This window comes from Nocardia transvalensis (assembly GCF_015477765.1).
GTDB classification, from domain to species: domain Bacteria; phylum Actinomycetota; class Actinomycetes; order Mycobacteriales; family Mycobacteriaceae; genus Nocardia; species Nocardia transvalensis_A.
In genome coordinates this window covers 73,531-99,991 of the sequence record NZ_JADLQQ010000007.1, presented here as the reverse complement: position 1 = coordinate 99,991, position 26,461 = coordinate 73,531, and the positions used below count along the sequence as shown (strand labels likewise).

The window sequence follows — 26,461 nt, the reverse complement described above, 5'->3', positions numbered from 1 at the left end:
ACATAGAGGGGGAGTCATTTCAGTGCGTTGGACGCCTTGCCAACCAACCAATCTGGACGACTAACCAACGCGCGGCCAGCGGCATTTGCGCTGATCGCATGAGCGTACGTTGGAAGCCGTGTCAGCCAATGATCTCGTACTCGGCTAAGGGCCTGCGGTTGCCGAGTTCGAGCAGGGCAAGAGTGCGGGATCCGGTACCGCGAGAGAGCAGGAAAACCTCGCAGTACCGGATCTTCGAGTACTCCTCCCGTCGGATGGAGGAGTCGTGTTAGCGGACTGCGCGGGTCCGCGCTCGGTGTATCGACACGCCTCGACACACCGGCAATTAGAGATTCGTAGTCCAAATGCGCCCAGATGGAGCCGATTTGGGCCAATTTCCTCGAAGTTCGGCTACCTCGACCGGGATGCGGGACTCCCCAGCAAGCGGGCCCAGGATCGTCGCCGATGTCGTTCGAGCACACCCAAGCTCGTCTCCAGATAACGGGTCGGTGCCGCCACAGCGGCGATACTGGGCCAGCGCTGGCCCTCGTGCGGCCAGTCGTCCACGTGCTGGACCAGGTCGTACCACAGCTTGCCCGGCCCGGAAGGGCATCCCTCGCCACCGCATCCTCCCCGACGTTGTGCCACTGCGATGTCTCAGCAACGCCGCGTGACTCGGTGCGTCGGCCGGATAGTGCGCAGCGGCGCATGCTCGCTCGGCACTCCACCCCACCGCTTTCCGTTCTCGGGCGACGGCCAGGCCCGGAGGTTTCCCTCCTGGGGCCTGGGCCCAAGATGACATAGGAATGAGGGTGACCGGTCCATGACTTGGGTCCCCGGCACCGATGGGCAGGTGCGGCTCGTTGCATCCGCCTGCCGGTGCCGGTCGTACCCGAGACAGTGTGCCCGGCGAGCCATTCGGCGACCGTGCACCGTCTGGTATTCGGAGCGGTCGTCGAGCTGGCTGGGTATCCGTCAACGGTCGCAGTGGGATCGGGATGGTCAGGCTGGAGGGTTTGAGGCTATCCGCCGCTGGCCTGGTTGTGTGCATCGCTGTAAGTCCGTATAGGACCTTCCTAATCTGATTGTCAGGTTCGATGTCGCCGGGTCTCGAGCGCTGAGATCAGCAGGAGTCCCACGAGCAAGAACAGCTAAACACCGGTCATTCATTTCTCGGTAATCTTCCGAGTCTCAGTATCGACCTCGCTGAAGAAGCGACTAACCGCCTCTCGATTGGCTGATTGTTCCTTCTTCAGTTTACCGATGCGATTGACTATGTTCTTTAACGCAAACCTCTTCAGGTTGACCTGAGCCTCATCGGTACACAAATTGTCATGCTTCAGCATCTCGGGTTCGAGCTTGGCAAGAGCGCTCAGAAATGTCGGCATCCTGTCGGTTGGCAATTTCTCGGACGCTGGGCGAATGGCCTCATCTATTATTTCCTTGACCAATCCCTTGTCGAGCTCATGCATTGTGCAGAACTCGGCCAAATAGATGCCGAGAGCTTGAGTTTTCCGCTTCGTTTCAGCGGTCGCCGCCAGATACTCGATGCCCAGATTGATAGACGAGGGCTGCACAGCGTGTGCCGATCCTCCAGCGACAACGGTGCCCGACAAGATCAGCACGGCCGCTGCTGTTGCAGTCGAGTACCTCGAGTTCAATGCCACTCCTTGCCTCCCTGGACGATGACAACCAGCTGAAAAATGTTCGTTGCCACCAGCGCTGCGGATGGGCGTGCCTGCGGTGAGACAGTCATGCCGACCCGCCAGTCGACGCAGGATGCCACTTACATCCGGCGGGACCGTCTGACATCCAGCGTATTGAACGCGAGTTCGATTACATCGATAACACTCCGGTCAGTTCACGAACTGCGCCGCGACTTCACCGATTCGTTGTTCAGTAGGGGAAGTGTGATACCAGGACCGGTGCCGCGGGTGGGCCCGTTACCCCTCACCGCTCCTGTGCGGCCCATCCATAGGCATACGGGCTGATTCTTCACGAGACACGAGGCAGGGGGCCGAGGAGTTCGGTGAACGGGTTTGGGGGGTGGCTTTGCGCAGAAACCGCTTCCTGCTGGGTCCGTCCTGCAAGCAAGGTGGGGATGGCATGAGCTATCACCGTGCTGGATTCGAATGGAGGAGTTGGAAGCTTCCACGCCTCTCCACCGTGATTCGACCAACCCATCCCAACCGCCGCCAGTAGCGATCACCGACCTAGTCGAACAGCGACAACCACATTCGGCGGGCCCGCCTCTTGTGCGGGGCCCCCACCGAGGGGTTCATGAAGTATCCCCTTGCTACTAAAGAGTGCGCGCTGCGGGGCGCGCGGACCATCTACAACCTCACCAGCGGATCAGGGCGCGTCGGTAGGGATGTAGAGCACTCGGCGATCGTTACAGTCGTCGGACCTACCCGGCCAGAAAGGCCAGCGTGCCCAGTTTCCGAAACCGTCAACGAAGTCGGCGAAGCCGCGATTAATGCCGCACTGCGATGTTTGACCCGGTCGATTCCTGGGTCTAGAGCATACTACGCATCAACGACGGCAGGCTGCTCGTCACTCCAGAAGGGTGCAACCGGCTTCATCGCAATGGTAGAGCCGGATTGTGGGACTTGATCGGATGGGTGAAGTATTACCTCACCCATACGATCCGGATGTGGCGCCGAATGTCTGATCGACGTGCAAGGCGTGGTGCGACCTCGGCGGAGTGTCGGTTACGACTCCGATCTCGATCAACTTATCGTCGAGCCGTACCGCTGTGGACCGAATGGGAGGATTGTCGATGTTCCGTACGATCTGTGCTGTGCCAGTGGCTGCCCTGCTGGTATCGGCGGGCGCTGTCGCTGCGTCAGTGCTTACGGCCGCCCCAGCCGCCGCGACAGCCGCCGATTGCAAGGCAGCCCAGCGTACTCCGGTGACTGCCAAGGAGAAAGAGCTGTTCCTGCACAAGGGCAAGAAGAACAAGGACGGCAAGCTGAATCAGCGCGCCAAGAACATGATCAAAGATTTCGAAGACAACTGCGCCGACGTATACCAGAAGAAGATCAGTGACGACGACCGCAGGAACAGGCTGAGGAAGGCATTCAACGAGTACTTCCACGAGAAGTTCCCCAGCGACTATGCAACTCGGGTGTGCGACGCCGCCGTCAAGCCTGCGGATTCGAACTCCTAGCGCGGCTTCCACTAAATAGATGGCCGGAGCCGGGAGTCCGGGCCGCCGGGGCTAGGGCACGGTTTACCGTCCCGTCGAAGCCTGGCTCGCAGCCGCCGGACCGACACCGGTGCAGTAGCCCTCGATCGCGCCAGGGGAGTGTTACCTACCAGCACTTCGGCGGTGTCGGTGATGGTCTGGAAGGTGCGACACATCCGCGCGGGCCGTAGACGAACGCAGCCGGATCGGCCTGCTGCCCGGTCATCGTGGTGGCTTTCACGCGCGTATGGGACGGTCCGGTATGCCGCCTCCGGCGGGACAGCGATGGTGACAAGGAGCCTGCAAACCCAGTGACAGATGGCCTGCTTCGTTCGACAAAAACATCAGCCCAGATGCGCAGCCGACGACAGGCGTGATGCTTCGTCACAATTGCAACGACAGGTTGTAGTTGTTCTCCAGAATCCCCATGTCTCACAAGACAAGCGTGGGGCAGGGTCGAACCAGCCCTCCTCCACGAACCCCATTGGATGACAGGCGTACACGAGACGTCAGGGCGACACACACGCAGACGTTCGCCCGGTGGTTTCGTCCGCTGTCTGTGACGGCATGTCCGCACACAATTGATACGTAGATTGGGATCGTGGCGACTTACCCGGAGTTCCCAGCGAGTCTTTCCACCGAGTGACTCCGGCTGCGGCGCTGGCTTCCATCGGAGGCGGAGGGCCATCGCGCGCTGTGGGCTGAGCGAGATGCGCGCGCCGTCCGCCGGATCGACGCGACCGGCGCCCGACGATCGAGGAGATGCGCGGCTGGTTGGTGGACAATCCAAGTAGCCGAATCCCGTGCGTGCAGGATCCACCGCCTCGAGTGGTTATCGGTGCCAGACTCAGGCCGAACTACGGCCTGTCCCACCGCTCGTGTAGCCGCCTACCGGGCGGCGACCCGGCGAGACGCGCTGAGGCTCGAGGCGTACCGCCGAACACTCCAGGCAATCCCAGACACTTTAAGGGCCAACACCACTGAACTCTCATCGCCGCTCCCCCTCGAGCGTCTGCTGCTCGCCACGTACAACCCTGACCTGTCATAGGCGGCAACACGGCTTGCCCCGCTGTGGCCGGGCCGACGCACGCGCACCGTCACGTCCCATTCCGGCGGGCTACCCGCCGGTATGCTGCTGGCTGATTCGGCGCTGCTTTGTTTCGACTGAAAGGAAGAAGCGATGAGAATAGGACTGCTGGCGTCCTGTGTGATCGTGGCCGCGGTTACCGCGTGCGGAAGCGATTCGGAGCAGGAATCCGGCCACACGACAAGCATGAGCGCGCCCGGTCCCACGACCCCGGGCACCGCCGCGCCGATCGATCTGGCGCACAACACCTTCCCGGTGAGTTCCGCCGACGCACTGGGTACCGCGCGGCAGAAATTCGATGGCACAGTGACGAAGATCGAGCTCGAGCAAGAGGGCGTGAATGGCCGGAATGTGTACGTGTACAAGGTCGAACTGATGTCGGATACGCAGAAGTATGCCGCACAGTTATCGGCCGACGACGGCGCGATCGTCACGGAAAAGACCGACGATCTGGAGCCCGACAAGGTCGGTCGCGCACGGACCGAGGAAGCAGTCGACCTGGACACCGCGGTGCCCCTGACCGCGGCGATGGACACTGCCACGAAGGCCCGTCCCGGCACCGTCGAGAAATGGAAGATCGAGGGCAAGAACGGCTCGGCGCAATACGAGTTCGATATCCGCACCCCGGGCGACACAGACGAAGACTACGAGGTGCAGGTGGACGCGTACTCCGGTCAGCTGAAGACGGGCTAGGGAAGGGAAATGGTGCCGCTGTCGCGCCGCCGATTGCTGACCGGAATGGCGATGCCGAGCGCGCTGCGGAGGTAGACCATGGCTCCGGCTTCGGCCATCACCCACAAGTCCCGGGGTTGTCGGGTGCTCAGATCGGTGAGCTTCAGCTCGTCGAGGACGGTGATCAGGCGGGCTTCGGTGTCGGTCAGGCGCCGCTTGCCCTCAGCCCAGTCCTCGAACAACAGGTGCACCCGTTCCAGGGCCCGCGCCGATGCGCGAGCACCCCAACCGAATCATCAAGCGCAGCAAGCAGTTTCCGATGATCCGCAATGACGATTTCTGCCCGCCACCACGAGATACTTCCCGACGCACCATCTGTTCGAACCAAACCGAGCCCAGGCGGCGGGTTCGCGCCAAGTCCCGCCGGCACGGCCGCAGATCACCCGCAACGCCGCCACCCACGTCCGAGACTTGAACGGCTGCTGAGCAGCCTCCAGCGCGGCCGGCATCGGGTGCCTGGCTCGGAAGTCGACGAACTTCCGCGCGCGTCAGCCTGAGATGTGGGCTTGGATGCCGTCGAGGAGGAAGTCGAGGCCGGTGCGGAAGGTTTGGTCGGCGTCCAGGTGGGCGCCGACGCGTATGACCGTGGCCAGCGCGGGGAATCGGCCGGTTGCGAAGGTCCGTTCCAGATAGGGCCCGAAGGCGACCTGCCACTGCTGCTTGTCCATCCCGGTGACCCGCTCGGCGCGCCGCTCGGCGATCTCCCGGCGCACCGCGCCGATCACGTACGCATTGACCGCGTCTACCACGGGCATGACGGCGTCTACGTCGACGCCGCCCATCGCGGCCACCACAGCCTCCCCCCTGGCCAGCGCGTGCGGCCCGAGCTGGGGCCGCCCACCGATCAGGTCGGCGAGCCATTCGTGCCGGTGAGCGGCTTGCCGGGTGGTTTCGGCAAGGGAGCGCAGCACTTCTCGCCAACCGTCTCCGGCCGGTCGGATCTCGGCATAGACCGCATCGACCATCAGGTCGAGCAACTCGTCCTTGGTGGCGATGTAGCCGTACAGCCGCATCGGCCCGACATCCAGCGCGGCGGCGACCTTGCGCAGCGACACCGCCGCCAGCCCGTCCGCGTCGGCCAGCCGGATCGCCGCTCGCACGATCGCCTCCCGGCTCAACGGGGCAGGCACCGGTCGATCCGGCGGCTCCGGCCTCTCCCACACCAACATGCCGCCGACGATACAACGCGTCATCCGATACAGTGCATTGGTAAATACAGCGTATCGGAGGGGATTATGGGCATCGCGATCGTCGGAGCCGGACTGGCCGGCCTGGCCCTCGCCAGGGTGTTGCACGTGCAAGGCATCGACGCCGTCGTGTACGAACGGGAACTCTCGCGCGATGCGCGTGGTCAAGGCGGCATGCTCGACATACATTCTGGGCAGCGGGCGCTGCGCGAGGCCGGTCTGATCGACCGGTTCTCCGCGATTGCCCGTGGTGAAGGCCAGGACATGCGTCTTCTCGAGCCGGACGGCACCCTGCTGCTCCAGGAGGACACGCCCGACGACGCCCCGCTCGAGCGACCCGAGGTCGACCGTGCCGATCTGCGCAACCTGCTGCTGGATTCCCTCCCCGAAGACGTGGTGCGCTGGGGGCACGCGTTCGAATCCGCCGACAACGGCGTGCTGCACTTCGCCGACGGCAGCAGTGCGCCGTATGACCTGCTGGTCGGTGCCGACGGCGCGAACTCCCGAGTCCGCGCACTGCTTACCGGCGCTCGACCAGCGCATATCGGCCAGAACGTCGTCGAACTCGGCATTCCCGACATCGACCGCACGCGCCCCGACCTCGCGGCGATGGTCGGGCGCGGCAACTACTGGGTGCTCGGCAACGGACTATCCCTGGCGGCGCAGCGCAACGGCGACGGCCGCGTTCGCATCGGCCTCAGCTTCTACAACACCGCGGAGGACTGGTTCGCGACCAGCGGGATCCCGTTCGACGACCCGGCCGCCGCCCGGGCGCGGCTGATCGACCTGCTCCCCGGCTGGGACTCACGGTTCACCGCGCTGATCGCGGCCTGCGACGACACGGTCGTGCCGCGGTCGATCACCGCTCTCCCGGTCGGCCTGACCTGGCCGTCGAAGCCGGACGTCACGCTGCTCGGCGATGCCGCGCACCTGATGCCGCCGGTGGGAGAGGGCGCCAACATGGCGCTGCTCGACGGCGCCCTGCTCGGTCTCGCACTGGCCGCGCACCCGGACGACGTCCCCGCCGCCGTCGAAGAATACGAACGCGAGATGTTCGAACGCACCAGCGCTGCCGCCCGGATGTCCGCACGCATACAGGAAATCCTGACATCGCCCGACGCCGGCCGGAGAATGCTCGAGTTCTTCCAGCCGAGCTGAACGGCGCCGATCGCGGTCCACAAACGGCCGTCCAGCCAGCGCGATCAGCCGCGGTTCACACGATGCCTACCATTCCAGGGTGATGAAGCGTAGAAGGGCACCGCCCGGCTACGCACATAGCGGAACGCGACTGAGTCTTTCCGGACATCGGAGATCCCCGGCGGTGCCAGCGCAACGCTCGCAAAATGCCGCATATCGAGCGGCCTATGACCGCGACGTGCTGCAGAAGATGCTGTCGACCCCCCTCCCGCGAGAACCGATGCGGAACTAGCCCGCAGGTCAGCACATACAACAGCCCGACACAGGTCCGAGACCACCAGAGAACGCAGGTGCGTCCGGCCGGGGTGACCGCACTCGGGCTGGCTGGGCAGCGACGACACACCGTGCCGGTTCCCCGCCCGGCAGCGCAGACTGCCACCACCGCCTACGGCTCTGCACCTCGAGTTTGTCGCGGGGGTGTCGGGGTATTCCTGCGGCGGGTTTCGCTCCCCACCTGGCAGGGGCCGAACCTTCTGTGGCCGGTGCCGCCGGTTTTGTTCGGCACGTGCTCCCCGACGGCATCGGATCAGCCCGAGAACGGTGTGTTCGCCCATGCATCCGTGTCTTCGCTCGGCCAGAAGGCACTCGGCGACGATGGGCTGGTTTGAGGTCGACTCCTGTCCGACAGGGTATCCGGTGCCCTCCAGATACACATCGGCGCCGTAGCCGTCCTCAGGCAAGGACATCCATACGCCGACTAGCTCGACTCATGAAGCGGGACTTGCGGTTCGACGCCGCACGCCACCGCTCCCCGATAATTGATTACGCATTCGAATGTGCACGGCTACTGTTCATCTCGACGACCAAACGAAATTCGTGAACGACACTACGGCGTTGTCTCGCACGCGCGGTTGTTCCCCAACGATTGTGACCGAGCCGCGATGCCGGGCGTTGCCTGCTGGGTAAACGGCCGGTTCGCGGTGGCCGAACGTGCCAGCGTGCCCGTGATCAGCGTGGCGAGGGTGGTTTCGAGGATGGCAGGCGTGTCGAATCGCAATGCATTGAGGGTGGGGGCGACGCGGTAGGCGTCGAGGACCCTCGCAGACGGCCGGGAGTACGGGTAAAACGCCGCAGCGATCGTCGGGGCCACCATGCACAACGTGCGGGCACCGTCGTTGCCGAGTTCGGGCAGCACGCCGCGGACAAGGTCGACCAGGGTCGCGTGAAGATCGGCCCCGGATCGCTTGTAGCGCACCACGACGTCGGTGGACACGTTGTGCTCCAAGACGCCTGGCTGCGCGTTGAGCAGATCACACAGCACCGGGTGGTCGCGCAGGGAGCGACTGAGGACAGCGGCGAGCTGGTCGCCCCGCTCGGTCGCCGACACGTGCGGGTCGATCGCGGCAGTCAGTTCGTCGGCCACCTCGGCCACCCATCGACGCAGTTCCCTGCTCATCAGCTCGAGCAGTATCTCCTCACGAGACTCGAAGTAGCGCAACACATTCGACTTGGCCAGTCCGACCCGGCGACTGAGTTCGTTGAGACTCAGCTCGGCCACCGGCATCTCGTCGAGCATCGCCGCCGCGGTATCCAAGATCACGCGACGCCGAACCTGCCGCTGCTCTTCGCTACGCGCCCGCTGGAATGTCATGTGGGCCATATTACAGACCCCCGGTCTCTTGACAATAGACCACTGGTCCCTTACGGTCGCATACGCAAGAGACCGGTGGTCTGAAATGCTGATCCACAAGGAGGAGCCGTGCAGGGGAATGGTCCCGACGGCCACGGTGAGGACAAGCGGTATCCGCGCCCGGACGCTTCACAGTGACCTAGGACTGACCGTCCAGTAGCGCCGTAGGGCCGTCGAGGGGCTAATCGAAGTGATCACGGGACAAGGCCGCGTCATAAGCAACGAAAACGATGTAATTTCCGGTGATCCTTTACCGCGTCATCCGCTGATCGAACTGCTCGGAGGAGGGCATGATGGCTTCGACTCTGGACACCTATCGTTTGCTGGGCCGTTCGGGATTGCGAGTTTCTCCATTGGCATTGGGGACGATGACCTTCGGTGCCGACTGGGGGTGGGGAGCGCACGAGAGTGAGGCCCGGAAGCTGTTCGATACCTACGTCGAACGAGGCGGTAACTTCATCGATACGGCCAGCAATTACACCGGTGGCACCTCGGAGAAGCTGATGGGCGAGTTCACCCGCGACAACCGCGATAGCCTGGTGCTGGCGACCAAGTACTCGCTGCTGCGGCACCCGACCGATCCGAATTCCGGTGGCAACCACCGCAAGAACATGGTCGCGTCGGTGGAAGCGAGCCTGCGGCGCCTGAATACCGATTACATCGACCTGCTGTATCTGCACGTGTGGGACTTCCGGACTCCGGTAGAGGAGATCCTGCGTGCCATGGACGATATGGTGCGACAGGGCAAGGTCCTGTATGTCGGCATCTCCGACACCCCGGCATGGCAGGTCTCGCGCATGCAAGCCATCGCCGACCTGCGGGGCTGGTCTCCGTTGGTGGCGCTGCAAATCCAGTACAACCTTGTCGAGCGCACCCCGGAGCGTGATCTGCTCCCGATGGCTCGCGAGCTCGGGCTGGGCGTGCAGCTGTGGTCACCGCTGGCCTACGGCGTGCTGTCGGGCAAATACAGCCGCGCGGATCTGGATCGACAGGCCGCCGACGGGGCGGACGGCACCCGCAAAGCGAGCGTGGTCGCAGGTGGGCTTTTGACCGAACGGAGCATCGCGATCGCGGATGTTGTCAAACAGGTTGCGGCAGAAATGAATCGCAGTCCGGCCCAAGTAGCACTGGCGTGGACATTGCAGAACCCCGCGGTCACCGCGCCGGTCGTGGGCGCGCGCACATCGGATCAGTTGGAGGACAATCTGGGTGCGTTGGAGGTCGAGTTCGATGCCGATCAGCTGGATCGGCTGAACAAGGTCAGTGCGATCGACGTGGGCTTCCCACACGACTTCCTGGCCAGCCCGGACACACGCCGAATCCTCGACGGCGACCTCACAATCGAACCTCGCCGCTGACCCGGCCTCGACGGCGAATCGAGGCCGCACACCCAACTCTTGACGCACTGGAAAGCTGCCTTCCGCCATGCAGCCGCCAGCAAGGGCGAGTTCTTCCTAGTAAACGCCGGTACCACCCCGCCGTATGATCACATGATGACGAGCGTACGACGGCCGCGCGACACTCGGAAACGATCGTCGATCGGATGAGTAAGCCATGCAGGCCATGATCGACGGTCTCCCCGAACTCGATGTGGATGTTCTGTTGATGTTCGGGCACACCATCGCCCCGGACACGATCGGTCCGATCCGCCGCGTATGAGCGTCGAACGTTTGTGCTCCAGGACCTCATGAGGTGCTGTTCCATACCGTCGCTGTCGCGGCATAGGCACCGGCGGTCTCGTCGAGTGAAAGGTCGCTGAGGAACGCTATCCTGCCGGCCGCGGTCCTGACACAGTACTTGCTGTCTTTGGTCAGACGCAGGCTCTCGGTCCCGCGGGCGGTGACGAGATCCGTACACTGCTGTCGGGTGGGCCGGTTCACCTCCGTCCACACCGCAACGCTCGGCGACGTGGTGAAGAACCCAGCGTCAAGCCCGTACAACGTCGCCTTGGAGATGTCGTCGGACGGGTCTTCGTAGTTGACCCAGAAACTGGTCCCCTCCCTGGACGGAAGCACTCGAGGCGGCACCGAGTCCAGGTCCACACGAGTGAGGGTTATCGCGCCCATCCAGCGCATCTCGTCTGACACCGACACAGCAGGAGGACTGGTCGCGGTCACGCTGTCGCTCGTAGTTCCCGGGCCAGCGCTGGAGGCGGGTGGCCCGGTCCGCGTCGCCGGTGGCGAAGCCCCGTTCCCCTGCAGCACGTCGAATATCTTGTCCGGTACCAGCACGACCAAGCCGGCGATCAACGCCGGAAGCGTCGCGGCAAGAACAGGATGCCGCCGGACCCAAGTACGGCGACCCGCCCCCTTTTGTGGCGATTGCCCCACGGGCCCTCCCCATCGCCGTGTCCGTCATTGTCGATGATGAAGCGATTCTTCGCTCGTGGTCTCACCGAATCCTAGCCCAGCCCAACCCCCTTACAGGAACTGGCCTGCGGCGACGGCGCCGACCGCTAGCGCGCGATCCGTGTGCGGCCGCGCTACCTCACAGCCGTCCGCGCCTGTCGGCTTCGGCTCGCCAGGCAACGGCCATCGTGCGGGATTGCGCGGCCCGATGACGATCATCGGCGAATTCGAACTGGAGGGTCATGGCTTCCCAGAACTGGGTGAGTTCAACGATCCAGTCGTCGGAGTGATGGGGCTGTGGATAATCCGTCGCCATCATGGCGGTCAGGCGTGTCCGGCGGAGGGCCCGCCGCCGGACACGCGGGCAGGCGGGAGCGGCTGCCTCCGATCAGCGGAGGGAGGGGGCGCGACCCGCGTCACCGGTTCAGCCCCCGATCACTGCGTTCATGATGGTGCCGGCACTGGTGGCGGTGGCGCCGCCGATCAAGGCTCCGGCCACCATCTTCGGTGAATCCACTCTGCCGCCGCTCCACTTCTCCCAGCCGAGCTTGGCGCCGCCGTAGGTGATGGCGGTGACGCCGGACAACAGGACGAACCAGGTGAAGTACCGGAAGATCTTGAGGATCTTGTCGGCAGCCGGCGGCGTCTCCGGAGTCGGGTTGCCGACCTGGGCCAGCACCGCGGTGCACATCTCGCAAGCGGCCAGAGCCATGCTCACAGTCGTTGTCCTCCCGGGCGTTGAAGGAATACCTCCATGACCACTCCGCGGCGGAACACCTCAACTGTTCCAGCCCCGGATGCTCGCCGCCTAGGGCGGGTCTGGAGATCCTGGGCGGCGGTCCGAACAACGCGTGTCCTGTCCTCCGTGCTGTCGGCGACCGATCCCTGGGAGAAGGGGGGCGAGACGACCCCTCAATTATATGCCAACCAGTCCGTTTTGTTTCTACTCGCGCATGTGCTGCAGCCGAATTGTGATGACTTGTGTGATGGCACGCGGTGCTGCGACCAGCCGCTCCCGATGGGCCTGCCTTGGCGGTTCCTGCAAACACACCATCCGGCCAACCGACGGTGCTGACCGATCCGATCCGGTGCGGGCGCCGAACTAGCTACGGCACATGTGCCCAACACATGCACCAGTTCGGATACGCGGATCAGCGACCGGTGGCAGTGCCACAGTCCTCCGGGTATGGGGCACCGCCACCGGTCACCCGTACATATCCGCGCGTCGATGATCAACAGCGCAGCGCCGAATGCATTCATCCCAATCAGGCGCAGGCGACGGCGGCCCGAGATCAACAACCGTCCGGACGTGCCAGCTCGCACCGTTCGGCATCGGTGTCCTGCGACCGCCACCACCCCGTCAATGGCTGATGGCCACCGAGCCGGTACCTGCACATCAGCACACCGGCGGTCTGCTCGATCACCGTCCGCGCCTGCACCATCGCCGCCGTCTCGGTCGTCACCGTCCGGCTGCACCGTGGCAGCCGGCTGCTCGACTCACACACCATCCGGAACGAACCCGACCAGTTCGTTACTGCGCGGATGAGCGATATAAATATCGCCGCGGCATCGTCGCCTGCGGCATCGACCATCTCGTCGAAGGGACCGCACACCCTCACCCTCTACCCGGATCTGGCCACCGCCACCACTGCCGCGCCGACAGAACCGGCGTCGTGACCCGTACGCCCCAGTAGCGGAACGGCCCGTCGCCGCGGCGCCGCCGTCACCGCAGCCGCGGATCCTGATCCGCTGCGGCGCGAGCTTCCCGTTCGAGATCTTCGTCGTCGGCGCGAAATTCGTTTGCCGTTGAACCCCGAGGACCCGGCACTCCATGAATAACCAATCGACGTACTGGTGCACTTGGTTTTGCGACGGGTGTCAGAGCTGGAACCCGGCTTCAATTATCAGTTGACCATACGATAACCGCAGTTCATCGCCGTTCCCATGTTCGATGTGCCCCGCCCAGGAATCGAACCTGCGACCGATTCGGCCGCATGCTGCCCGCCACGACCGGAGGGTCACAGATGCGATCGGAACCCCGTATTGGTTGGGGCAGGGGCAAGCCCGACACCATGTGCCGAGCGACGGCGCAGGGGCCAGATGTCCGGCGATCCGATGGCCAGAGCCGCTCTGCAGGCGTAGCCACCACCACCCATCGAGTGCCTCGGAGCGACACCGACGTGTGCAAACGGGATCGGTATCAGGCCGTCACAGGTCCACGAACAACAACGAACAACAACTGACGACACGCTCCAACAACAACGAATCCGCAGGTCGTAGCGGTTCGCCGGACAAATCGTGCACGTCGAAAGTACGATCGAGCCATGCGATCGATCTGGAAAGGTTCCATCGCGTTCGGGCTTGTCAATGTGCCGGTCAAGGTCTATACCGCCACAGAGGACCATGACATACGGTTTCACCAGGTCCACGCCAAGGATGGTGGGCGGATCAAGTACGACCGGGTGTGCACCGTGTGCGGGCAGTCGGTGCAGTACGCCGATATCGATAAGGCCTACGAGTCGCCGGAGGGCGATCGGGTCATTCTCACCGACGAGGATTTCGCGAAGCTGCCGGTGGCGGAGAAGCACGAGATTCCGGTGCTGCAGTTCGTTCCGTCGGAGCAGATCGATCCGATCCTGTTCGACAAGAGCTACTACCTCGAGCCCGACTCGAATACGCCGAAAGCCTATGTGCTGCTGGCCAAGACGCTCGATCAGACCGATCGCGTCGCGCTGGTGAACTTCACCCTGCGGCAGAAGACGCGGCTGGGGGCGCTGCGGGTGCGCGACGGCGTGCTGGTGCTGCAGACTCTGCTGTGGCCCGACGAGGTGCGGGCGGTGGACTTCGAATCGCTCGACGGCGTCGCCGAACCCCGCAAACAGGAGCTGTCGATGGCCGAGACGCTGGTCGACAGCATGTCCGACGAGTTCGATCCCGGCCTGTTCACCGACGATTACCAGATCGAACTGAAGAAGATGATCGACGAGGCCATCGAGTCCGGATCCAGTAAGGTCACCCGGCCCGCCGAACCGGCGCCCGCGGAGATGGATGCCGAGGTCGTGGACCTGGTGGCCGCCCTGCAGCGCAGCCTGGAGGCGACCGGCCGCCGCGGCTCCGGCAAGGCCGAGCCCAAGGCCAAGACCACGTCCAAGACCACCGCCAAGAAGCAACCGGCCAAGAAGACAGCGAAGAAAGCCACCAAGAAGGCCGCCGGCAAGCAGTCGGCCCGCAAAGGCGCCTGACCCCGTTTTCCGAGGCCGGGCCGGGTGGCTGGCAAACTGTCGGCCATGGAATCCGACATAGCCATCGTTCCCATGGGCCTCGGACACCTGCGCGAGGTGCTCGACCTCGGCGACGAGGTGTTCGACACCGACGCCAAACCCTATACCTCCTGGTCACTGACCTCGATCGTCGAACATCTGGACAATCCCGATGGGTCGTGCTGGGTCGCGCTGGATTCGGACCGTGTGGTCGGTTTTGTGCTCGGCTCGATGGAGTTCGAGTTGCGCGAGGACTGGGCCTACCTGGAGTGGATCGCGGTGGCCCCGTACATGCAGGGCCGCGGTATCGCGGGCAGGCTGGTCGATATCTGCTGCTCGACCCTGTTCTCCCGCGGCGCCCGCCGCATTGTCACCGACGTCGAAGCCGGTAACACGGCATCGGCGACGCTGATGACGCGGCACGGGTTCACCGACGGCACCACGGTCACGCTGTTCGTCCGCCCCAACCCGGATCAGCCCGACCTCACCGCCGCCGAGGCCACCCCCGGCCTGTCCCCCGCCACCAAGCGCACCTTCGCCCGCACGGGCCGGTTGCGGCGCTGACAGATTCGCGCAGGCGAGGGCGAAACGAGCCCCCGTGCAGGCGATGTCGTCCCGAGCGTAGGTATAGGCAGCGGGGTCGGCGGGGTTCGGCGATACTGCTCACGCGTTACATCTCGTCGAAACCGAAGGAACCGCATGACCGACCCGCACGCCCAGCAACCGTTCCCGCAGCAGCCGGGCCAGCCCGGCCACGGGTATCCCCCGCCCGGGCACGGCATGCCAGGCGATGCCGCGGGCCCACCCGGATACGGCACACCGCCGGGATACGGTGCAGGCCAACCCGTTTACGGCACCGCGCCCAATTACGGTGCGGGCCAACCCGGATACGGCACTCCGCCGGGATATGGGCCGGGCCAACCCGGTTTCGGTGCCCCGCCGCCGGGATACGGTGCGCCGCAGCCCGGTTACGGCGCTCCGCCGCCCGGTGCGGGGTACGGCTATCCGGCCGGGCCCGGTTATCAGCCGTACGGATACGGCCCGCCGTATGCGAGCTGGCCCGCCCGGGTCGGTGGCGCGGTGGTGGACGCCTTGATCGTGGGCGTTCCCGCGGCCATCTTCTACTCCATCGGGATCGCGGTCGGCTCCACCTCGGTGACCTGCACCGCGGACGAGGGCCCCTACAGCTACAGCCAGACCTGTTCCGGTGGCCTGTCGGGAGTGGGTGTCGCCCTGATCGCCGTCGGCGGACTGATCGCCCTCGTGGGCGGGCTGTATCTGCTGTTCCTGGAGGGTCGCACCGGCCAGACCCCGGGCAAGAAGGTGGTGGGCATCCGCCTGGTCCGCGAGGCGGACGGTCAGCCCCTCGGCTTCGGCATGGCCCTGGTGCGGCGGATCTGCCACATCCTCGACACCGTCCCGTGCTACCTCGGCTGGCTGTGGCCGCTGTGGGACGACAAGCGCCAGACCTTCGCCGACAAGATCCTCAACACGATCGTCGTCAAGGTCTGACACCCGCTACTCGCGGAATTTCGCCTCGAGTTCGGCCAGGGTGGCCTGCAGGTCGGCGGCATCGTTGTGTTCGAAGATGCCGTCGAACCCGGCCTCGGCCCGAATGGCCGCCTCGACCTCCGGGTCGTGATAGATCGTCACCAGCCGCCGCAGCGTCGGATCGTCCTTGTCGGCGGCACGGGCGGCGAAAATATTGATGTACTGCTTCAGTTCCGGGCGCTGCGGGTCGTCGGTGAAGATCACCTGCTCCCGCGTGAGCCCGGCCTGGCGGGCGAAGGTGTCGTCGACGAAGGCGGCATCGACGCTGTCCAGCGACTGCGCGGTCAGCGTGGGATCGATGGTCGTCAACTTCACCTTCGAGGCCGCGGTGTCGACATCCTCGAGCTCGGAATCCCAGCCCGGACCGCCCTTCAGGCTGATCAGCCCGGCCGCCGCCAGCCCCAGCAGCGGCCGCACCTGATTCGCGGGATTGTTGCTCAGGGTGATCCGGCCGCCCGCCGGGATGTCGGCCACCGACCTGTGCTTCTTCGAATACAGCGTCAGCGGGTAGATCTCGGTCGCACCGATCGGCACCAGCGTGTCGTTGTTGCGAACGTTGTAGTTGGCCAGGTACCGGATGTGCTGGAACTTGTTCAGATCGATACGCCGTTGCGCCAGTGCGGGATTGGGCTGATTGTAGTCGGTGAAGTTGACGAACTCCACCGAGATGCCCTGCGCGGCGGCCTTGTCCTCGAATACCTGCCAGTGCGGTTGGGCGAGATCGTTCACACCGATGCGCACCACGTCGCCATGGTGGCGTCCACCACAGGCGCCGACGGCCGCGACCAGAGCGAACAGGACGGGGACCACCGCAAACCGGCGCAGCCTTCGCATTTCGTGCAAAGTAGACGCCGGAACCACTGGTTGCCAGGGTTTCGCTCAGGGCAATCCGAACCCTTGTCCGCGGCCCGGTGCGCCCGCTTGGATAGCCGGGTTCTGTTCACACGAAGTATTTGGAGCACGAGTGAAATTCCATCGGGCACTGGCGATCCCGGTCCTGGTAGCAACCGCGGTCATCACCCTCACGGCCTGCGGCAATGACGGCTCCGCATCGGGTCGGGTGGTGCGGATCGGCACCACGGACCGGGATCCGGTGTGGGACGTGTTCGAGCAGAAGGCCAAGGAGCAGGGCATCACGCTGAAGGTCACCAACTTCTCCGATTACAAGGCACCCAACCTCGCGCTGGCACAGAAGCAGATCGATGTGAATCTGTTCCAGCATCTGCAGTTTCTCGGTCAGTACAACGTCGGCAACAACGACACGCTCACCCCGATCGGGGCGACCTACATCGTCCCGCTGGGCCTGTACTCGAAGAAGCACAAGTCGGTCGCCGACATCCCGCAGGGCGGCAAGATCGCGATCCCGAACGATCCCACCAATCAGGCGCGTGCGCTGAATGTCCTGCAGGGCGCGGGGCTGGTGAAGCTGGTCGGCACGCCGCGTCAGCCCTCCCCCGCCGATGTCGACAAGGCCGCCTCCAAGGTCGAGGTGACCACGGTCGACGCGGCGCAGACGCCGCTGTCGCTGAACTCGGTCGACGGTGCGGTCATCAACAACACCTTCCTGGAGCGTTCCGGTATCGATCCGAAATCCGCTCTGTACAAGGATGATCCGAACGATCCGGCCGCCGAGCCGTACATCAACGCGCTGGTGACGCGGGCCGAGGACAAGAACAATCCGCTGTATCTGCAAGTGGTCGACATCTGGCACGATCCGGCGGTGCAGGCCAAGGAAACCGAGGTGTACAAGGGCACCGCGGTCGAGGTGAAGCGCAGCGGACCCGAGCTGGAGCAGATTCTGCAGCGGGTGCAGCAGAACCTGCGCGGCCAGTGAGCGAGGCGGCCGCCGCGGTGCCCGCGGTCGAATTCCGTTCCGTCACCAAAACCTTCGCGTCGGGTAAGTCCTCGACCGTCGCGCTGGACGCCATCGATCTGCGCATCGAGCGCGGTGAGATCTTCGGCATCATCGGCTATTCCGGCGCGGGGAAGAGCACGCTGGTGCGGTTGATCAACGGTCTGGAGAAGCCCAGCTCGGGCAGCGTCCTGATCGGCGGTGAACCCATCACGGGCGTGCCCGAGACGCGAGTGCGCCGGTTGCGCCGCGATATCGGCATGGTGTTCCAGCAGTTCAATCTGTTCCGTTCGCGCACCGTGGCCGGGAACGTCGAGTACCCGCTGAAGGTGGCGCGCTGGCCGCGCCCGAAACGCAAGGCCAGGGTTGCCGAATTGCTGGAATTCGTGGGCCTGTCGGATAAGGCGCGCCGGTATCCGGATCAGCTGTCGGGCGGGCAGAAGCAGCGGGTGGGCATCGCCCGGGCACTGGCGACCTCGCCGTCGCTGCTGCTGGCCGACGAGGCGACCTCGGCGCTGGACCCGGAGACCACGCAGGAGGTGCTGCGGCTGCTGAAGAAGGTCAATGCCGAACTCGGGGTGACGATCGTGGTGATCACGCACGAGATGGATGTCATTCGCGCGGTCGCCGATCGGGTCGCGGTGCTCGCCCAGGGGCGGATCGTCGAATTGGCCAGTACCTTCGAGGTTTTCGCGACGCCGCAGGCCACGCCGACCCGATCCTTCGTCGATACCGTGCTGCACAACCGGCCCAGCGACGAGGAGCGGGACCGCCTCGCGCGGCTGCACGCGGGCCGGCTGGTCACCGTCGACGTCGGCGAGGGCCGCGGGATCGGTGCGGCGCTGACCACCGCCGCCCATGCCGGGGTGCGGTTCGAGGTCGTCTACGGCGGAGTGAGTGCCTTGCAGGACAAGACGTTCGGCAGCCTCACCCTCGCCCTGGACGGACCCGAGGACGCGGTGGACAAGGTGATCGACGAACTGACGCACGGGTGAAGGGGCCGGGATGCATACGAATTGGGACCAACTGCGGCCGATCCTGAGCGAATCGATCGGCACGACTTTGTATCTCGTGCTCATCACCTTCGCGGTGGGCGGGCTGTTCGGACTGATCCTGGGCACCGCGCTCTACACCACCCGCAAGGGCGGGCTGCTGGCGAACGCGCCGGTGCACCTGCTGCTCAATGTGCTGGTCAATGTGGTGCGGCCGATTCCGTTCATCATCCTGCTGGCGGCGCTGGGCCCGGTGACGCTACAGGTGGTTGGCACCACGATCGGCACCGACGCGGCGGCGTTCGTCATGATCGTGGCGGCCTCGTTCGGCATCGCGCGCATCGTGGAGCAGAATCTCGTCACCGTCGACCCGGGCGTCATCGAGGCGGCCCGGTCGATGGGCGCGGGGCCGCTGCGGATCATCCTCACCCTGCTCATCCCGGAGGCGCTGGGCCCGCTGATCCTGGGCTACACGTTCGTGGTGATCGCCATCGTGGACATGTCCGCCATGGCGGGCACGGTCGGTGGCGGCGGCCTGGGCGATTTCGCCCTGGTCTACGGCTATCAGCGCTTCGACTGGCAGGTCACGCTGGTGGCTACGTTGATCATCATCGCGGGCGTGCAGGGCGTGCAGTTCGCGGGCAACTGGCTGGCCCGCAGAGTATTGCGCCGCTGAGTTCGTTCGGACGCCGAGTCACACGCCCTTCGGGGTGCGAGATTTCATGAAGCCGAACAGGTATCCGGCGACGCGGCGCATCTGGATCTCCTCCGAGCCCTCGGTGATGCGGTAGCGGCGGTGGTGGCGGTAGATGTGCTCGAAGGGTTTGTGGCGGGAGTAGCCGAGGCCGCCGTGGACCTGCATGGCGCGGTCGGCGGCCTCGCAGCACAACCGGTTGGCCCAGTAGTTGCACATCGACACCTGTTCGGAGGCGGTGAAGGTGCCGTAGCGGTCCATGGTCCAGGCGGTCTTGTAGATCAGGGCACGCAGCATCTCGCACTGGGTGTGCAGTTCCACCAGCGGGAACTGGATGGCCTGATTCTCGGCCAAGGGTGTGCCGAACGGCTTGCGCTGCTTGGCATATGCCACCGACTGATCGATACAGTATTGCGCCGCACCGAGGCTGGAGGAGGCCTGGCGGATACGGTTCTCGTTGAAGAAATGCTGGACCACCGCCAGGCCGCGTCCCTCCGGCCCGAACATCGCCTCGCCGGGCACGCGCACCTCGCGCAGCGCGACGCGGCCGTGGTCGGTGGGCATGTTGAACGTCCACAGGTATTCCTCGACGGTGAAACCCGGTGTGCCGGTGGGCACCAGGAAGGCCGTGATGCCGGTGGCGTCGCCGGGTTCACCGGAGGTGCGTGCGAAGATCAGGTCCGCGTCGGCGATGTTGATGCCGCTGTTCCAGGTCTTCTCGCCGGTGATCACCCAGTCCTCGCCGTCGCGGACGGCGGTGGTCTGCATATGGGTGGCATCCGAGCCGTGCTCGGGTTCGGTGATGCCGAAGGCGAAAAACCGGGTGCCCGAGGCCAGCCCCTCGACCCACTCGGATTTCTGCCACTCCGAACCGTATTCGAGCATCAGCAGCAGGCCGACGTTGTTGGCGACGACCGCGTGCTCGGTCTGCAGATCGCAGTGCAGGCCCAGGCCACGCCGGGCGAGATGTTCGCGGATGACGGCCATACCGAGGTTGGTGCCGTCGCGGCCCCCGTAGGCGGCCGGAAAGGCGTAGCGGTAGTGGCCGGCGGCGTCGGCGCGGCGGCGGGCCTCGGCCAGCAGTGCCTCCCACTCCTTGGTCGGCAGGCCGCCGCGTTCCCAGTCGGTGCGGGCGTCCTCGCGGCGATGGTCGAAGAAGCGGATGTTGTCGTCGGCCCGTTCCAGCGGGACGATCTCGCGTTCGATGAAGTCGTCGAGTTCGGCGAGATAGGCCATAAGCTCGGCGGGAAGCTCGAAATCCACTGCTGCTCCTAGCGTCCGGTCCGGGTCTGCATGAGCAGGTCCCATTCGATCTCCGAGACCCGGCGGCCGCTGGCGGCCATGACGATATCGCGTACGCTGCCGTCCAGATGTGCCGCGGCCTGACCGGCCAGCCCGACACCCCAGCCGAGCGTGCACAACACCTTCCACCAGCGGAACCGGTCCGGGTCGAAGCTGCCGCCGACCTGCTCGTAGCCGTGCACGAACGGATCCCGGCCGCCGAAACCACCGAACTCCGCGGCATCGGAGCGGAAGCGCCACATCCGCAGCGCCGCCCAGGCGGCGTCGCGCATCGGGTCGCCGAAGCGCCGCGCCCCTTCCCAGTCCAGGACCGCCCGCAGGCCGTCGCCGTCGACGATGAGGTTGCCGTTGCGCATATCCGTGTGCAGCACCGCTTTTCGCGGCGGCGGGTCCGGGATGTGGCGCTGCAGCCAGCGCAGTGCCAGCGCGAAAACGGGCCGGTCGCCGAGGAGTTCCCGCACGCCCGCTTCGGCCTCGGCCAATTCGGTTCGGGCTGGGTCGTCCTCGCGCGAGCCGGGCAGCCGCGGCGGTGCGGCGGCGGGGTCGATGCCGTGCAGCCGGCCCATCGCCTCACCCAGCTGGACGGCCAGGCGATCACCGATGCCTGCGGCGTTGACCAGACGTAATACCTTGCGCGGCACGGTTTCTCCGTCGACGCGTTCGGAGACGAGGAACGGCGCGCCGACATGGCCCGAATCGGTGCACGTGGCCACCACCGCGGGCACCGGAACACCGGATTTGCGGGCCATTTCGCGCACTTCGGCCTCGGTGTCGACCGGGAGCCGCTGAATCGCGGGAGGCACGATGGTCGCGACCAGCCGACGGGTGTGACCGTCGCGCTGTGCGTCGAAGGCGACGCTGCGCCGCCGCGCACCTGCCGAGAGCTGCCGCACATTCGACACCGATACGTCGCCGCCGAGTTCGGACTGCAGGAAGCGGGCCAGTCCGGTGGCCAGATTGGCGGTCACTCCCCCTCCCACGCGTCGTATCCGGGCTTGGCGATCGCCAGATCGGCCCGCACCACCACGACCAGCGCCTGCCACAGGGCCTCGTCCGAGCCGGCCGGGACCGCGGCCAGCAGCTCGCGTTCGCGCTGGGCCGCGGCCGGGCCGAGTTCCAGTTCGCGCCGGACGATGCGGGCGAGGTTGGCGCCCACCCGAGCCCGATGTTGCAGTTCGTCGGGTAGGGCGGGCAGCAGCACGTGGTCCAGCAATTCCGCGAGCGAGTCGAGTACCTCGGTCGCCGTCGGTCGATACTGCATATCCGGTCCTCCCTCGCTCCCGGATTCAGCATCGCACGAATGCCGCTCCCACCCAGGGGGTTTCGGGAGGTGCGATCATCCGGCCCGGGCCTGCCCCGCGGCCGCGCGCCGCGCAGCGATCAGCCAGGCCGGACGACGCGTACCCGCGCCCAGACGCTTACCCCAGCTCGAGCCCGCCGCGGCGACATCCGCCGCGGCCAGCGGCCGGATCTCGGTAATGGCCAGCCCCTGCGCGGCATAGGGGCCGACGAGGGCCGACAGCGCCGCGCCGTCCTCGATGGCCGCCACTCCGGCGCCGCGATCCTGATCGGTCACCGACAGCAGTATCGACAGTGCCGCACCGGGTTTCATGATTCTCGCGAGGCCGCCCAGCACCGCGTCGTCGGCGCCGAGCAGTCCGCGCAGCAGTGAACCCCAGGGGAAATTGACCGTGACCTCGTCGGCGAGCCCGTTCAGTTCGGGCGGCAGGCGTTCGGCGGCCGCGACGACGAACAGGGCATTCGAGCCGTCGCGCGATCGCATCGCCCGCCGGGAGGCATCCACCATTCCGGCGGCGCTCGCATCCACACCGATGACCAGCAGCCGCGAATTCGCGGCCGCGGCGGCCAGCACCGCACGCCCGTCACCGGTTCCCAGGTCGACGCGCACCGCCGAGTGGCGGGCGATCAGCTCCCGGGCTTAACCGATATCCACATCCCGGATCTTCTTACCGCACACGATTCGCATACCGGGGACGTTATCCACTCCCCGATGGCGGCGCACGCGAATTTCTCTGCGGCCCTTACTGGGCGTTGTCGGTGCAGGCCGACAGGACCACCTGGGCCGCACGGGGTGAGGCGCTGCCGAGGTCCGGGAACGGCGGGGCGCTCAGGCCCAGGGACTCGACAGCGGCTCTTTCTGCCTCGACCTTGGTCGGGGCCCAGGCGCCGCCGAAGCGGCGATCCGCGCCCTGGGCCACGGCACCGCAGGCGTTGGCAAAGTGCACGACCACCTCGCAGTCGTACACACCGCATTTGACGTTGGCGCCCGCGTCGGCGGTCGCCCAGCTGTTGTGGTTGACGGCGTAGGCGACCGTCCCGGTGCTCGGCGAGACCGACAGGGCACCGTAGAGGTCGTCGGCAGCGCTCGCCGGACCTGCGGATACGACGGTCAGCCCTGCCGCCGCCGGTACCGATAGACACCAGGCGGCCTTGCGCAGCAATGACATTGGTGATTCCTCCCCGTAAGAGAAACGAACGGGGTGAATCTTCGCCTACCGGACGCCGGTCTGTCCAAGGAATGGGCGACCGAGTCGCTGTGGCCTAGACGGTGAAGCCCAGGGCGCGCAGCTGCTCGCGGCCGTCCTCGGTGATCTTGTCCGGCCCCCACGGCGGCATCCAGACCCAGTTGATCTTGAGGTCCTCGACGAGGCCGCTGCGCACCAGGGCGTTGCGGGACTGGTCCTCGATGACGTCGGTCAGTGGGCAGGCCGCGGACGTCAGGGTCATGTCGATGACCGCGATGTCCTCCTCGACGCGCAGACCGTAGACCAGGCCGAGGTCGACGACGTTGATGCCCAGTTCCGGGTCGACGACATCGCGCATCGCCTCTTCGATGTCCTCGAGCAGGCGCATCTCCTCGTCGGACAGCTGTTGCTCGGTGGCGGGTGTCTCACTCATGACGCTCCCCATTACCCATCGCGGACTTGGTCTCCTGTGCAGTGTCTCCCACTGCTCGTTCGTGGGTTATCCGGACCACCGCGTCCTTGAACGCCATCCAGCCCAGCAACGCGCATTTCACCCGCGCCGGATACTTCGAGACACCGGCCAGCGCGATGCCGTCGCCGAGCACGTCCTCATCGCCCTCGAGCGTGCCGCGGCTGGAGATCATCTCGTTGTAGGAGTCCACGACCTTCAGCGCCTGCTGCACCGGCAGGCCGATCACCTGGTCGGTGAGGATCGAGGTGGCGGCCTGGCTGATCGAACAGCCCTGGCCGTCGTAGGAGACGTCGGCGACGTCGCCCTTGTCGTCGATCGCGACGCGCAGGGTCACCTCGTCACCGCAGGTGGGGTTGACGTGGTGCACCTCGGCACCGTACGGCTCCCGCAGTCCGCGGTGATGCGGATGCTTGTAGTGGTCCAGGATGACTTCCTGGTACATCTGCTCCATGCGCATGTTCTATGCAACTCCGAAGAAGGTCTGCGCCTTCCGCACCGCGGCGACCAGCGCGTCGACCTCGTCGAGGGTGTTGTAGACGGCGAAGGAGGCGCGGGCGGTGGCCGGGATGCCCAGGCGGCGCATGAGCGGCCACGCGCAGTGGTGGCCGACGCGGATCGCGACGCCCTCGTCGTCGAGGATCTGGCCCACGTCGTGGGCGTGGATGCCGTCGACCACGAACGACACCGCGCCACCGCGGTCCACGTTCTCGGTCGGGCCGACGATCCGCACCCCGTCGATCGCGCCCAGGCCCTCGAGCGCCGCGCCGGTCAGCGCGTGCTCATGTGCCTCGACGGCGTCCATGCCGAGTTCGTCCAGATACCGCACGGCCGCGCCCAACCCGATGACCTGCGAGGACATCGGCACCCCGGCCTCGAATCGCTGCGGCGGCGCGGCGAAGGTGGTGCGCTGCATGGTGACGGTCTCGATCATCGAGCCGCCCGTGATGAACGGCGGGGTCTCCTCCAGCAGCGCGTAGCGGCCGTAGAGCACGCCCACACCCGACGGGCCGAGCATCTTGTGCCCGGAGAACGCCGCGAAATCGACGCCCAGCTCGCGGAAGTTCACCGGCATATGCGGCACCGACTGGCAGGCGTCGAGCACCGTCAGCGCGCCGACCTCCTTGGCGCGGCGCACCATGTCGGGCACATCGGTGATGGCCCCGGTGACGTTGGAGACGTGCGTGAAGGCGACCACCTTGGTGGCCGGGGACAGCTCCAGCGAATCGAGATCGATGCGCCCGTCGTCGGTGATGCCGTACCACTTCAGCGTCGCCCCGGTGCGCTGGGCGAGCTCCTGCCAGGGCACCAGGTTCGCGTGATGCTCCAGCTCGGTGATCACGATCTCGTCGCCCGGGCCCACGTGGTACGGGAACCGCTTGTCGGCGAACGAGTAGGTCACCAGATTCAGCGATTCGGTCGCGTTCTTGGTGAACACGATCTCGTTCGCGTCCACGCCCACGAACCGTGCGACCTCGGCGCGCGCGTCCTCGTAGGCGTCGGTCGCCTCCTCCGACAGCTGGTGCGCGCCACGGTGTACCGCCGCGTTGTGGGTGGTCAGGAAGTCCCGCTCGGCGTCGAGCACCGCGAGCGGGCGCTGCGACGTGGCCCCGGAGTCCAGGTACACCAGGGGTTTTCCGTCGCGCACGGTGCGGCTCAGAATCGGGAAGTCGGCCCGAATCCTCGCGACATCGAGTGTGCGCACGGTTGCGGTCATATCAGGCTCCTACAGCAGCGGAGGTGAATCGCACGTAGCCGTTGGCGTCCAGTTCCTCGGCGAGCTCCGGCCCGCCCTCGGCGACGATGCGCCCGCCCACGAACACGTGCACGAACTGCGGCTGGATGTAGCGCAGGATGCGGGTGTAGTGGGTGATGAGCAGGATGCCGCCGTTCTCGCGCTCGGAGTAGCGGTTGACGCCCTCGGAGACGATGCGCAGCGCGTCCACGTCCAGGCCCGAGTCGGTCTCGTCGAGGATGGCGATCTTCGGCTTGAGCAGGCCCAGCTGCAGGATCTCGTGGCGCTTCTTCTCGCCGCCGGAGAAGCCCTCGTTGACGCTGCGCTCGGCGAAGGCCGGGTCGATGTCCAGCTCCGACATCGACTCCTTGACCTCCTTGACCCAGTGCCGCAGCTTCGGGGCCTCGCCGCGCACGGCGGTGGCGGCGGTGCGCAGGAAGTTCGACGTGGAGACGCCGGGCACCTCGACCGGGTACTGCATGGCCAGGAACAGGCCCGCGCGGGCGCGCTCGTCCACGGACATGGCCAGCACGTCCTCGCCGTCCAGGGTGATCGAGCCCTGGGTCACGGTGTACTTCGGGTGACCGGCGATGGCGTAGGACAGGGTCGACTTGCCCGAGCCGTTGGGGCCCATGATGGCATGCGTCTCACCGGATTTCACGGTGAGGTTCACGCCCTTGAGGATCTTGATGGGCTCACCGGACTCGTCGGGGTTGGCAACCTCGACGTGCAGGTCCTTGATTTCCAGGGTGGTCATCGAATTCGAGTTCCTT

At 65.7% G+C, this 26,461-nt stretch carries 29 protein-coding genes; 11 read left to right on the top strand and 18 right to left on the bottom strand.

The features are described 5' to 3' along the window. Positions 1–1,145: 1,145 nt before the first annotated feature. A complete protein-coding gene (locus tag IU452_RS21400; protein WP_195110902.1) occupies positions 1,146–1,646 on the bottom strand; it encodes a hypothetical protein in 501 nt (166 codons plus the stop codon). A gap of 1,133 nt (positions 1,647–2,779) precedes the next feature. On the opposite strand from IU452_RS21400, the gene IU452_RS21395 reads away from it, so the two are divergent. Both IU452_RS21395 and IU452_RS21390 read left to right on the top strand, forming a co-directional pair. Next, positions 2,780–3,148: a hypothetical protein gene (locus IU452_RS21395; RefSeq protein WP_195110901.1), complete on the top strand. Its 369-nt coding sequence runs from the start codon at positions 2,780–2,782 to the stop codon at positions 3,146–3,148. 1,198 nt (positions 3,149–4,346) lie between these two features. Continuing rightward, positions 4,347–4,946 (top strand): PepSY domain-containing protein, encoded by a 600-nt coding sequence (locus IU452_RS21390; protein WP_195110900.1) that lies wholly within the window; start codon positions 4,347–4,349, stop codon positions 4,944–4,946. Here IU452_RS21390 and IU452_RS21385 read toward each other — a convergent pair. Both IU452_RS21385 and IU452_RS21380 read right to left on the bottom strand, forming a co-directional pair. Then, on the bottom strand, positions 4,943–5,167 hold the full coding sequence (locus IU452_RS21385) for a hypothetical protein (protein WP_195110899.1): 225 nt from the start codon (positions 5,165–5,167) through the stop codon (positions 4,943–4,945). The genes IU452_RS21390 and IU452_RS21385 overlap by 4 nt on opposite strands. A 306-nt stretch (positions 5,168–5,473) precedes the next feature. Then, the gene (locus IU452_RS21380; RefSeq protein WP_195110898.1) at positions 5,474–6,154 is read right to left on the bottom strand and encodes a TetR/AcrR family transcriptional regulator; all 681 of its coding nucleotides are present in this window, start codon (positions 6,152–6,154) and stop codon (positions 5,474–5,476) included. A 66-nt stretch (positions 6,155–6,220) separates the two neighbouring features. Between IU452_RS21380 and IU452_RS21375 the strand changes: the two genes are divergently transcribed. Then, a complete protein-coding gene (locus IU452_RS21375) occupies positions 6,221–7,330 on the top strand; it encodes an FAD-dependent oxidoreductase (protein ID WP_195110897.1) in 1,110 nt (369 codons plus the stop codon). Between the two features lie 865 nt (positions 7,331–8,195). Here IU452_RS21375 and IU452_RS21370 read toward each other — a convergent pair. Then, positions 8,196–8,960: a TetR/AcrR family transcriptional regulator gene (locus IU452_RS21370; protein ID WP_195110896.1), complete on the bottom strand. Its 765-nt coding sequence runs from the start codon at positions 8,958–8,960 to the stop codon at positions 8,196–8,198. A gap of 332 nt (positions 8,961–9,292) precedes the next feature. On the opposite strand from IU452_RS21370, the gene IU452_RS21365 reads away from it, so the two are divergent. Then, entirely contained in the window at positions 9,293–10,357 is a 1,065-nt protein-coding gene (locus tag IU452_RS21365; RefSeq protein WP_195110895.1) for an aldo/keto reductase, read from the top strand. Positions 10,358–10,684: 327 nt separating this feature from the next. Here the strand turns inward: IU452_RS21365 and IU452_RS21360 are convergent, their stop codons facing one another. From IU452_RS21360 to IU452_RS21345, 4 genes are all read right to left on the bottom strand, one after another. Further along, complete coding sequence (locus IU452_RS21360; protein ID WP_195110894.1) at positions 10,685–11,116, bottom strand: hypothetical protein; 432 nt, start codon at positions 11,114–11,116, stop codon at positions 10,685–10,687. A gap of 370 nt (positions 11,117–11,486) precedes the next feature. Beyond that, a complete protein-coding gene (locus tag IU452_RS21355; protein ID WP_195110893.1) occupies positions 11,487–11,666 on the bottom strand; it encodes a hypothetical protein in 180 nt (59 codons plus the stop codon). Between the two features lie 105 nt (positions 11,667–11,771). Continuing rightward, positions 11,772–12,059 (bottom strand): hypothetical protein, encoded by a 288-nt coding sequence (locus IU452_RS21350; RefSeq protein WP_195111274.1) that lies wholly within the window; start codon positions 12,057–12,059, stop codon positions 11,772–11,774. Between the two features lie 580 nt (positions 12,060–12,639). Next, on the bottom strand, positions 12,640–12,810 hold the full coding sequence (locus IU452_RS21345) for a hypothetical protein (protein WP_195110892.1): 171 nt from the start codon (positions 12,808–12,810) through the stop codon (positions 12,640–12,642). A gap of 79 nt (positions 12,811–12,889) precedes the next feature. Between IU452_RS21345 and IU452_RS38950 the strand changes: the two genes are divergently transcribed. The 4 genes from IU452_RS38950 to IU452_RS21330 all read left to right on the top strand — a co-directional run bounded on the left by IU452_RS38950 (position 12,890) and on the right by IU452_RS21330 (position 16,119). Next, positions 12,890–13,024, top strand: coding sequence for a hypothetical protein (locus IU452_RS38950; RefSeq protein ID WP_267467610.1), 135 nt, complete (start codon positions 12,890–12,892; stop codon positions 13,022–13,024). A gap of 647 nt (positions 13,025–13,671) precedes the next feature. Further along, positions 13,672–14,589, top strand: coding sequence for a Ku protein (locus tag IU452_RS21340; protein WP_195110891.1), 918 nt, complete (start codon positions 13,672–13,674; stop codon positions 14,587–14,589). 45 nt (positions 14,590–14,634) lie between these two features. Further along, complete coding sequence (locus IU452_RS21335) at positions 14,635–15,171, top strand: GNAT family N-acetyltransferase (protein ID WP_195110890.1); 537 nt, start codon at positions 14,635–14,637, stop codon at positions 15,169–15,171. Between the two features lie 135 nt (positions 15,172–15,306). Further along, positions 15,307–16,119: an RDD family protein gene (locus tag IU452_RS21330; protein WP_195110889.1), complete on the top strand. Its 813-nt coding sequence runs from the start codon at positions 15,307–15,309 to the stop codon at positions 16,117–16,119. Positions 16,120–16,125: 6 nt separating this feature from the next. Here the strand turns inward: IU452_RS21330 and IU452_RS21325 are convergent, their stop codons facing one another. Beyond that, on the bottom strand, positions 16,126–16,992 hold the full coding sequence (locus tag IU452_RS21325) for a MetQ/NlpA family ABC transporter substrate-binding protein (RefSeq protein ID WP_195110888.1): 867 nt from the start codon (positions 16,990–16,992) through the stop codon (positions 16,126–16,128). Between the two features lie 130 nt (positions 16,993–17,122). Here IU452_RS21325 and IU452_RS21320 point away from each other — a divergent pair, with 130 nt between their 5' ends. From IU452_RS21320 to IU452_RS21310, 3 genes are read left to right on the top strand one after another with little or no spacing between them, the layout of a single operon-like run. Next, positions 17,123–17,992: a MetQ/NlpA family ABC transporter substrate-binding protein gene (locus IU452_RS21320; RefSeq protein WP_416382346.1), complete on the top strand. Its 870-nt coding sequence runs from the start codon at positions 17,123–17,125 to the stop codon at positions 17,990–17,992. Continuing rightward, entirely contained in the window at positions 17,989–19,005 is a 1,017-nt protein-coding gene (locus IU452_RS21315; protein WP_195110886.1) for a methionine ABC transporter ATP-binding protein, read from the top strand. Before IU452_RS21320 ends, IU452_RS21315 begins: the two co-directional genes overlap by 4 nt. 10 nt (positions 19,006–19,015) lie before the next feature. After that, a complete protein-coding gene (locus IU452_RS21310) occupies positions 19,016–19,678 on the top strand; it encodes a methionine ABC transporter permease (RefSeq protein ID WP_195110885.1) in 663 nt (220 codons plus the stop codon). Positions 19,679–19,696: 18 nt separating this feature from the next. Here the strand turns inward: IU452_RS21310 and IU452_RS21305 are convergent, their stop codons facing one another. The 9 genes from IU452_RS21305 to sufC form a co-directional block, all read right to left on the bottom strand. Further along, on the bottom strand, positions 19,697–20,959 hold the full coding sequence (locus IU452_RS21305; protein ID WP_195110884.1) for an acyl-CoA dehydrogenase family protein: 1,263 nt from the start codon (positions 20,957–20,959) through the stop codon (positions 19,697–19,699). A gap of 8 nt (positions 20,960–20,967) precedes the next feature. Continuing rightward, positions 20,968–21,966 (bottom strand): phosphotransferase family protein, encoded by a 999-nt coding sequence (locus tag IU452_RS21300; RefSeq protein WP_195110883.1) that lies wholly within the window; start codon positions 21,964–21,966, stop codon positions 20,968–20,970. Next, the gene (locus IU452_RS21295; protein WP_195110882.1) at positions 21,963–22,259 is read right to left on the bottom strand and encodes a DUF6285 domain-containing protein; all 297 of its coding nucleotides are present in this window, start codon (positions 22,257–22,259) and stop codon (positions 21,963–21,965) included. Before IU452_RS21295 ends, IU452_RS21300 begins: the two co-directional genes overlap by 4 nt. Before the next feature lie 75 nt (positions 22,260–22,334). After that, positions 22,335–22,907, bottom strand: coding sequence for a class I SAM-dependent methyltransferase (locus IU452_RS21290; RefSeq protein WP_195110881.1), 573 nt, complete (start codon positions 22,905–22,907; stop codon positions 22,335–22,337). 133 nt (positions 22,908–23,040) lie between these two features. Beyond that, on the bottom strand, positions 23,041–23,466 hold the full coding sequence (locus IU452_RS21285; RefSeq protein ID WP_195110880.1) for a DUF4189 domain-containing protein: 426 nt from the start codon (positions 23,464–23,466) through the stop codon (positions 23,041–23,043). A 94-nt stretch (positions 23,467–23,560) separates the two neighbouring features. Continuing rightward, entirely contained in the window at positions 23,561–23,917 is a 357-nt protein-coding gene (locus IU452_RS21280) for a metal-sulfur cluster assembly factor (RefSeq protein ID WP_195110879.1), read from the bottom strand. Next, entirely contained in the window at positions 23,910–24,413 is a 504-nt protein-coding gene (sufU, locus tag IU452_RS21275) for a Fe-S cluster assembly sulfur transfer protein SufU (RefSeq protein WP_195110878.1), read from the bottom strand. The genes IU452_RS21280 and sufU overlap by 8 nt, the downstream gene beginning before the upstream one ends. Before the next feature lie 3 nt (positions 24,414–24,416). Beyond that, complete coding sequence (locus IU452_RS21270; protein WP_195110877.1) at positions 24,417–25,670, bottom strand: cysteine desulfurase; 1,254 nt, start codon at positions 25,668–25,670, stop codon at positions 24,417–24,419. 1 nt (position 25,671) lies between these two features. Further along, complete coding sequence (sufC, locus tag IU452_RS21265) at positions 25,672–26,445, bottom strand: Fe-S cluster assembly ATPase SufC (protein ID WP_195110876.1); 774 nt, start codon at positions 26,443–26,445, stop codon at positions 25,672–25,674. Positions 26,446–26,461 lie beyond the last annotated feature (16 nt).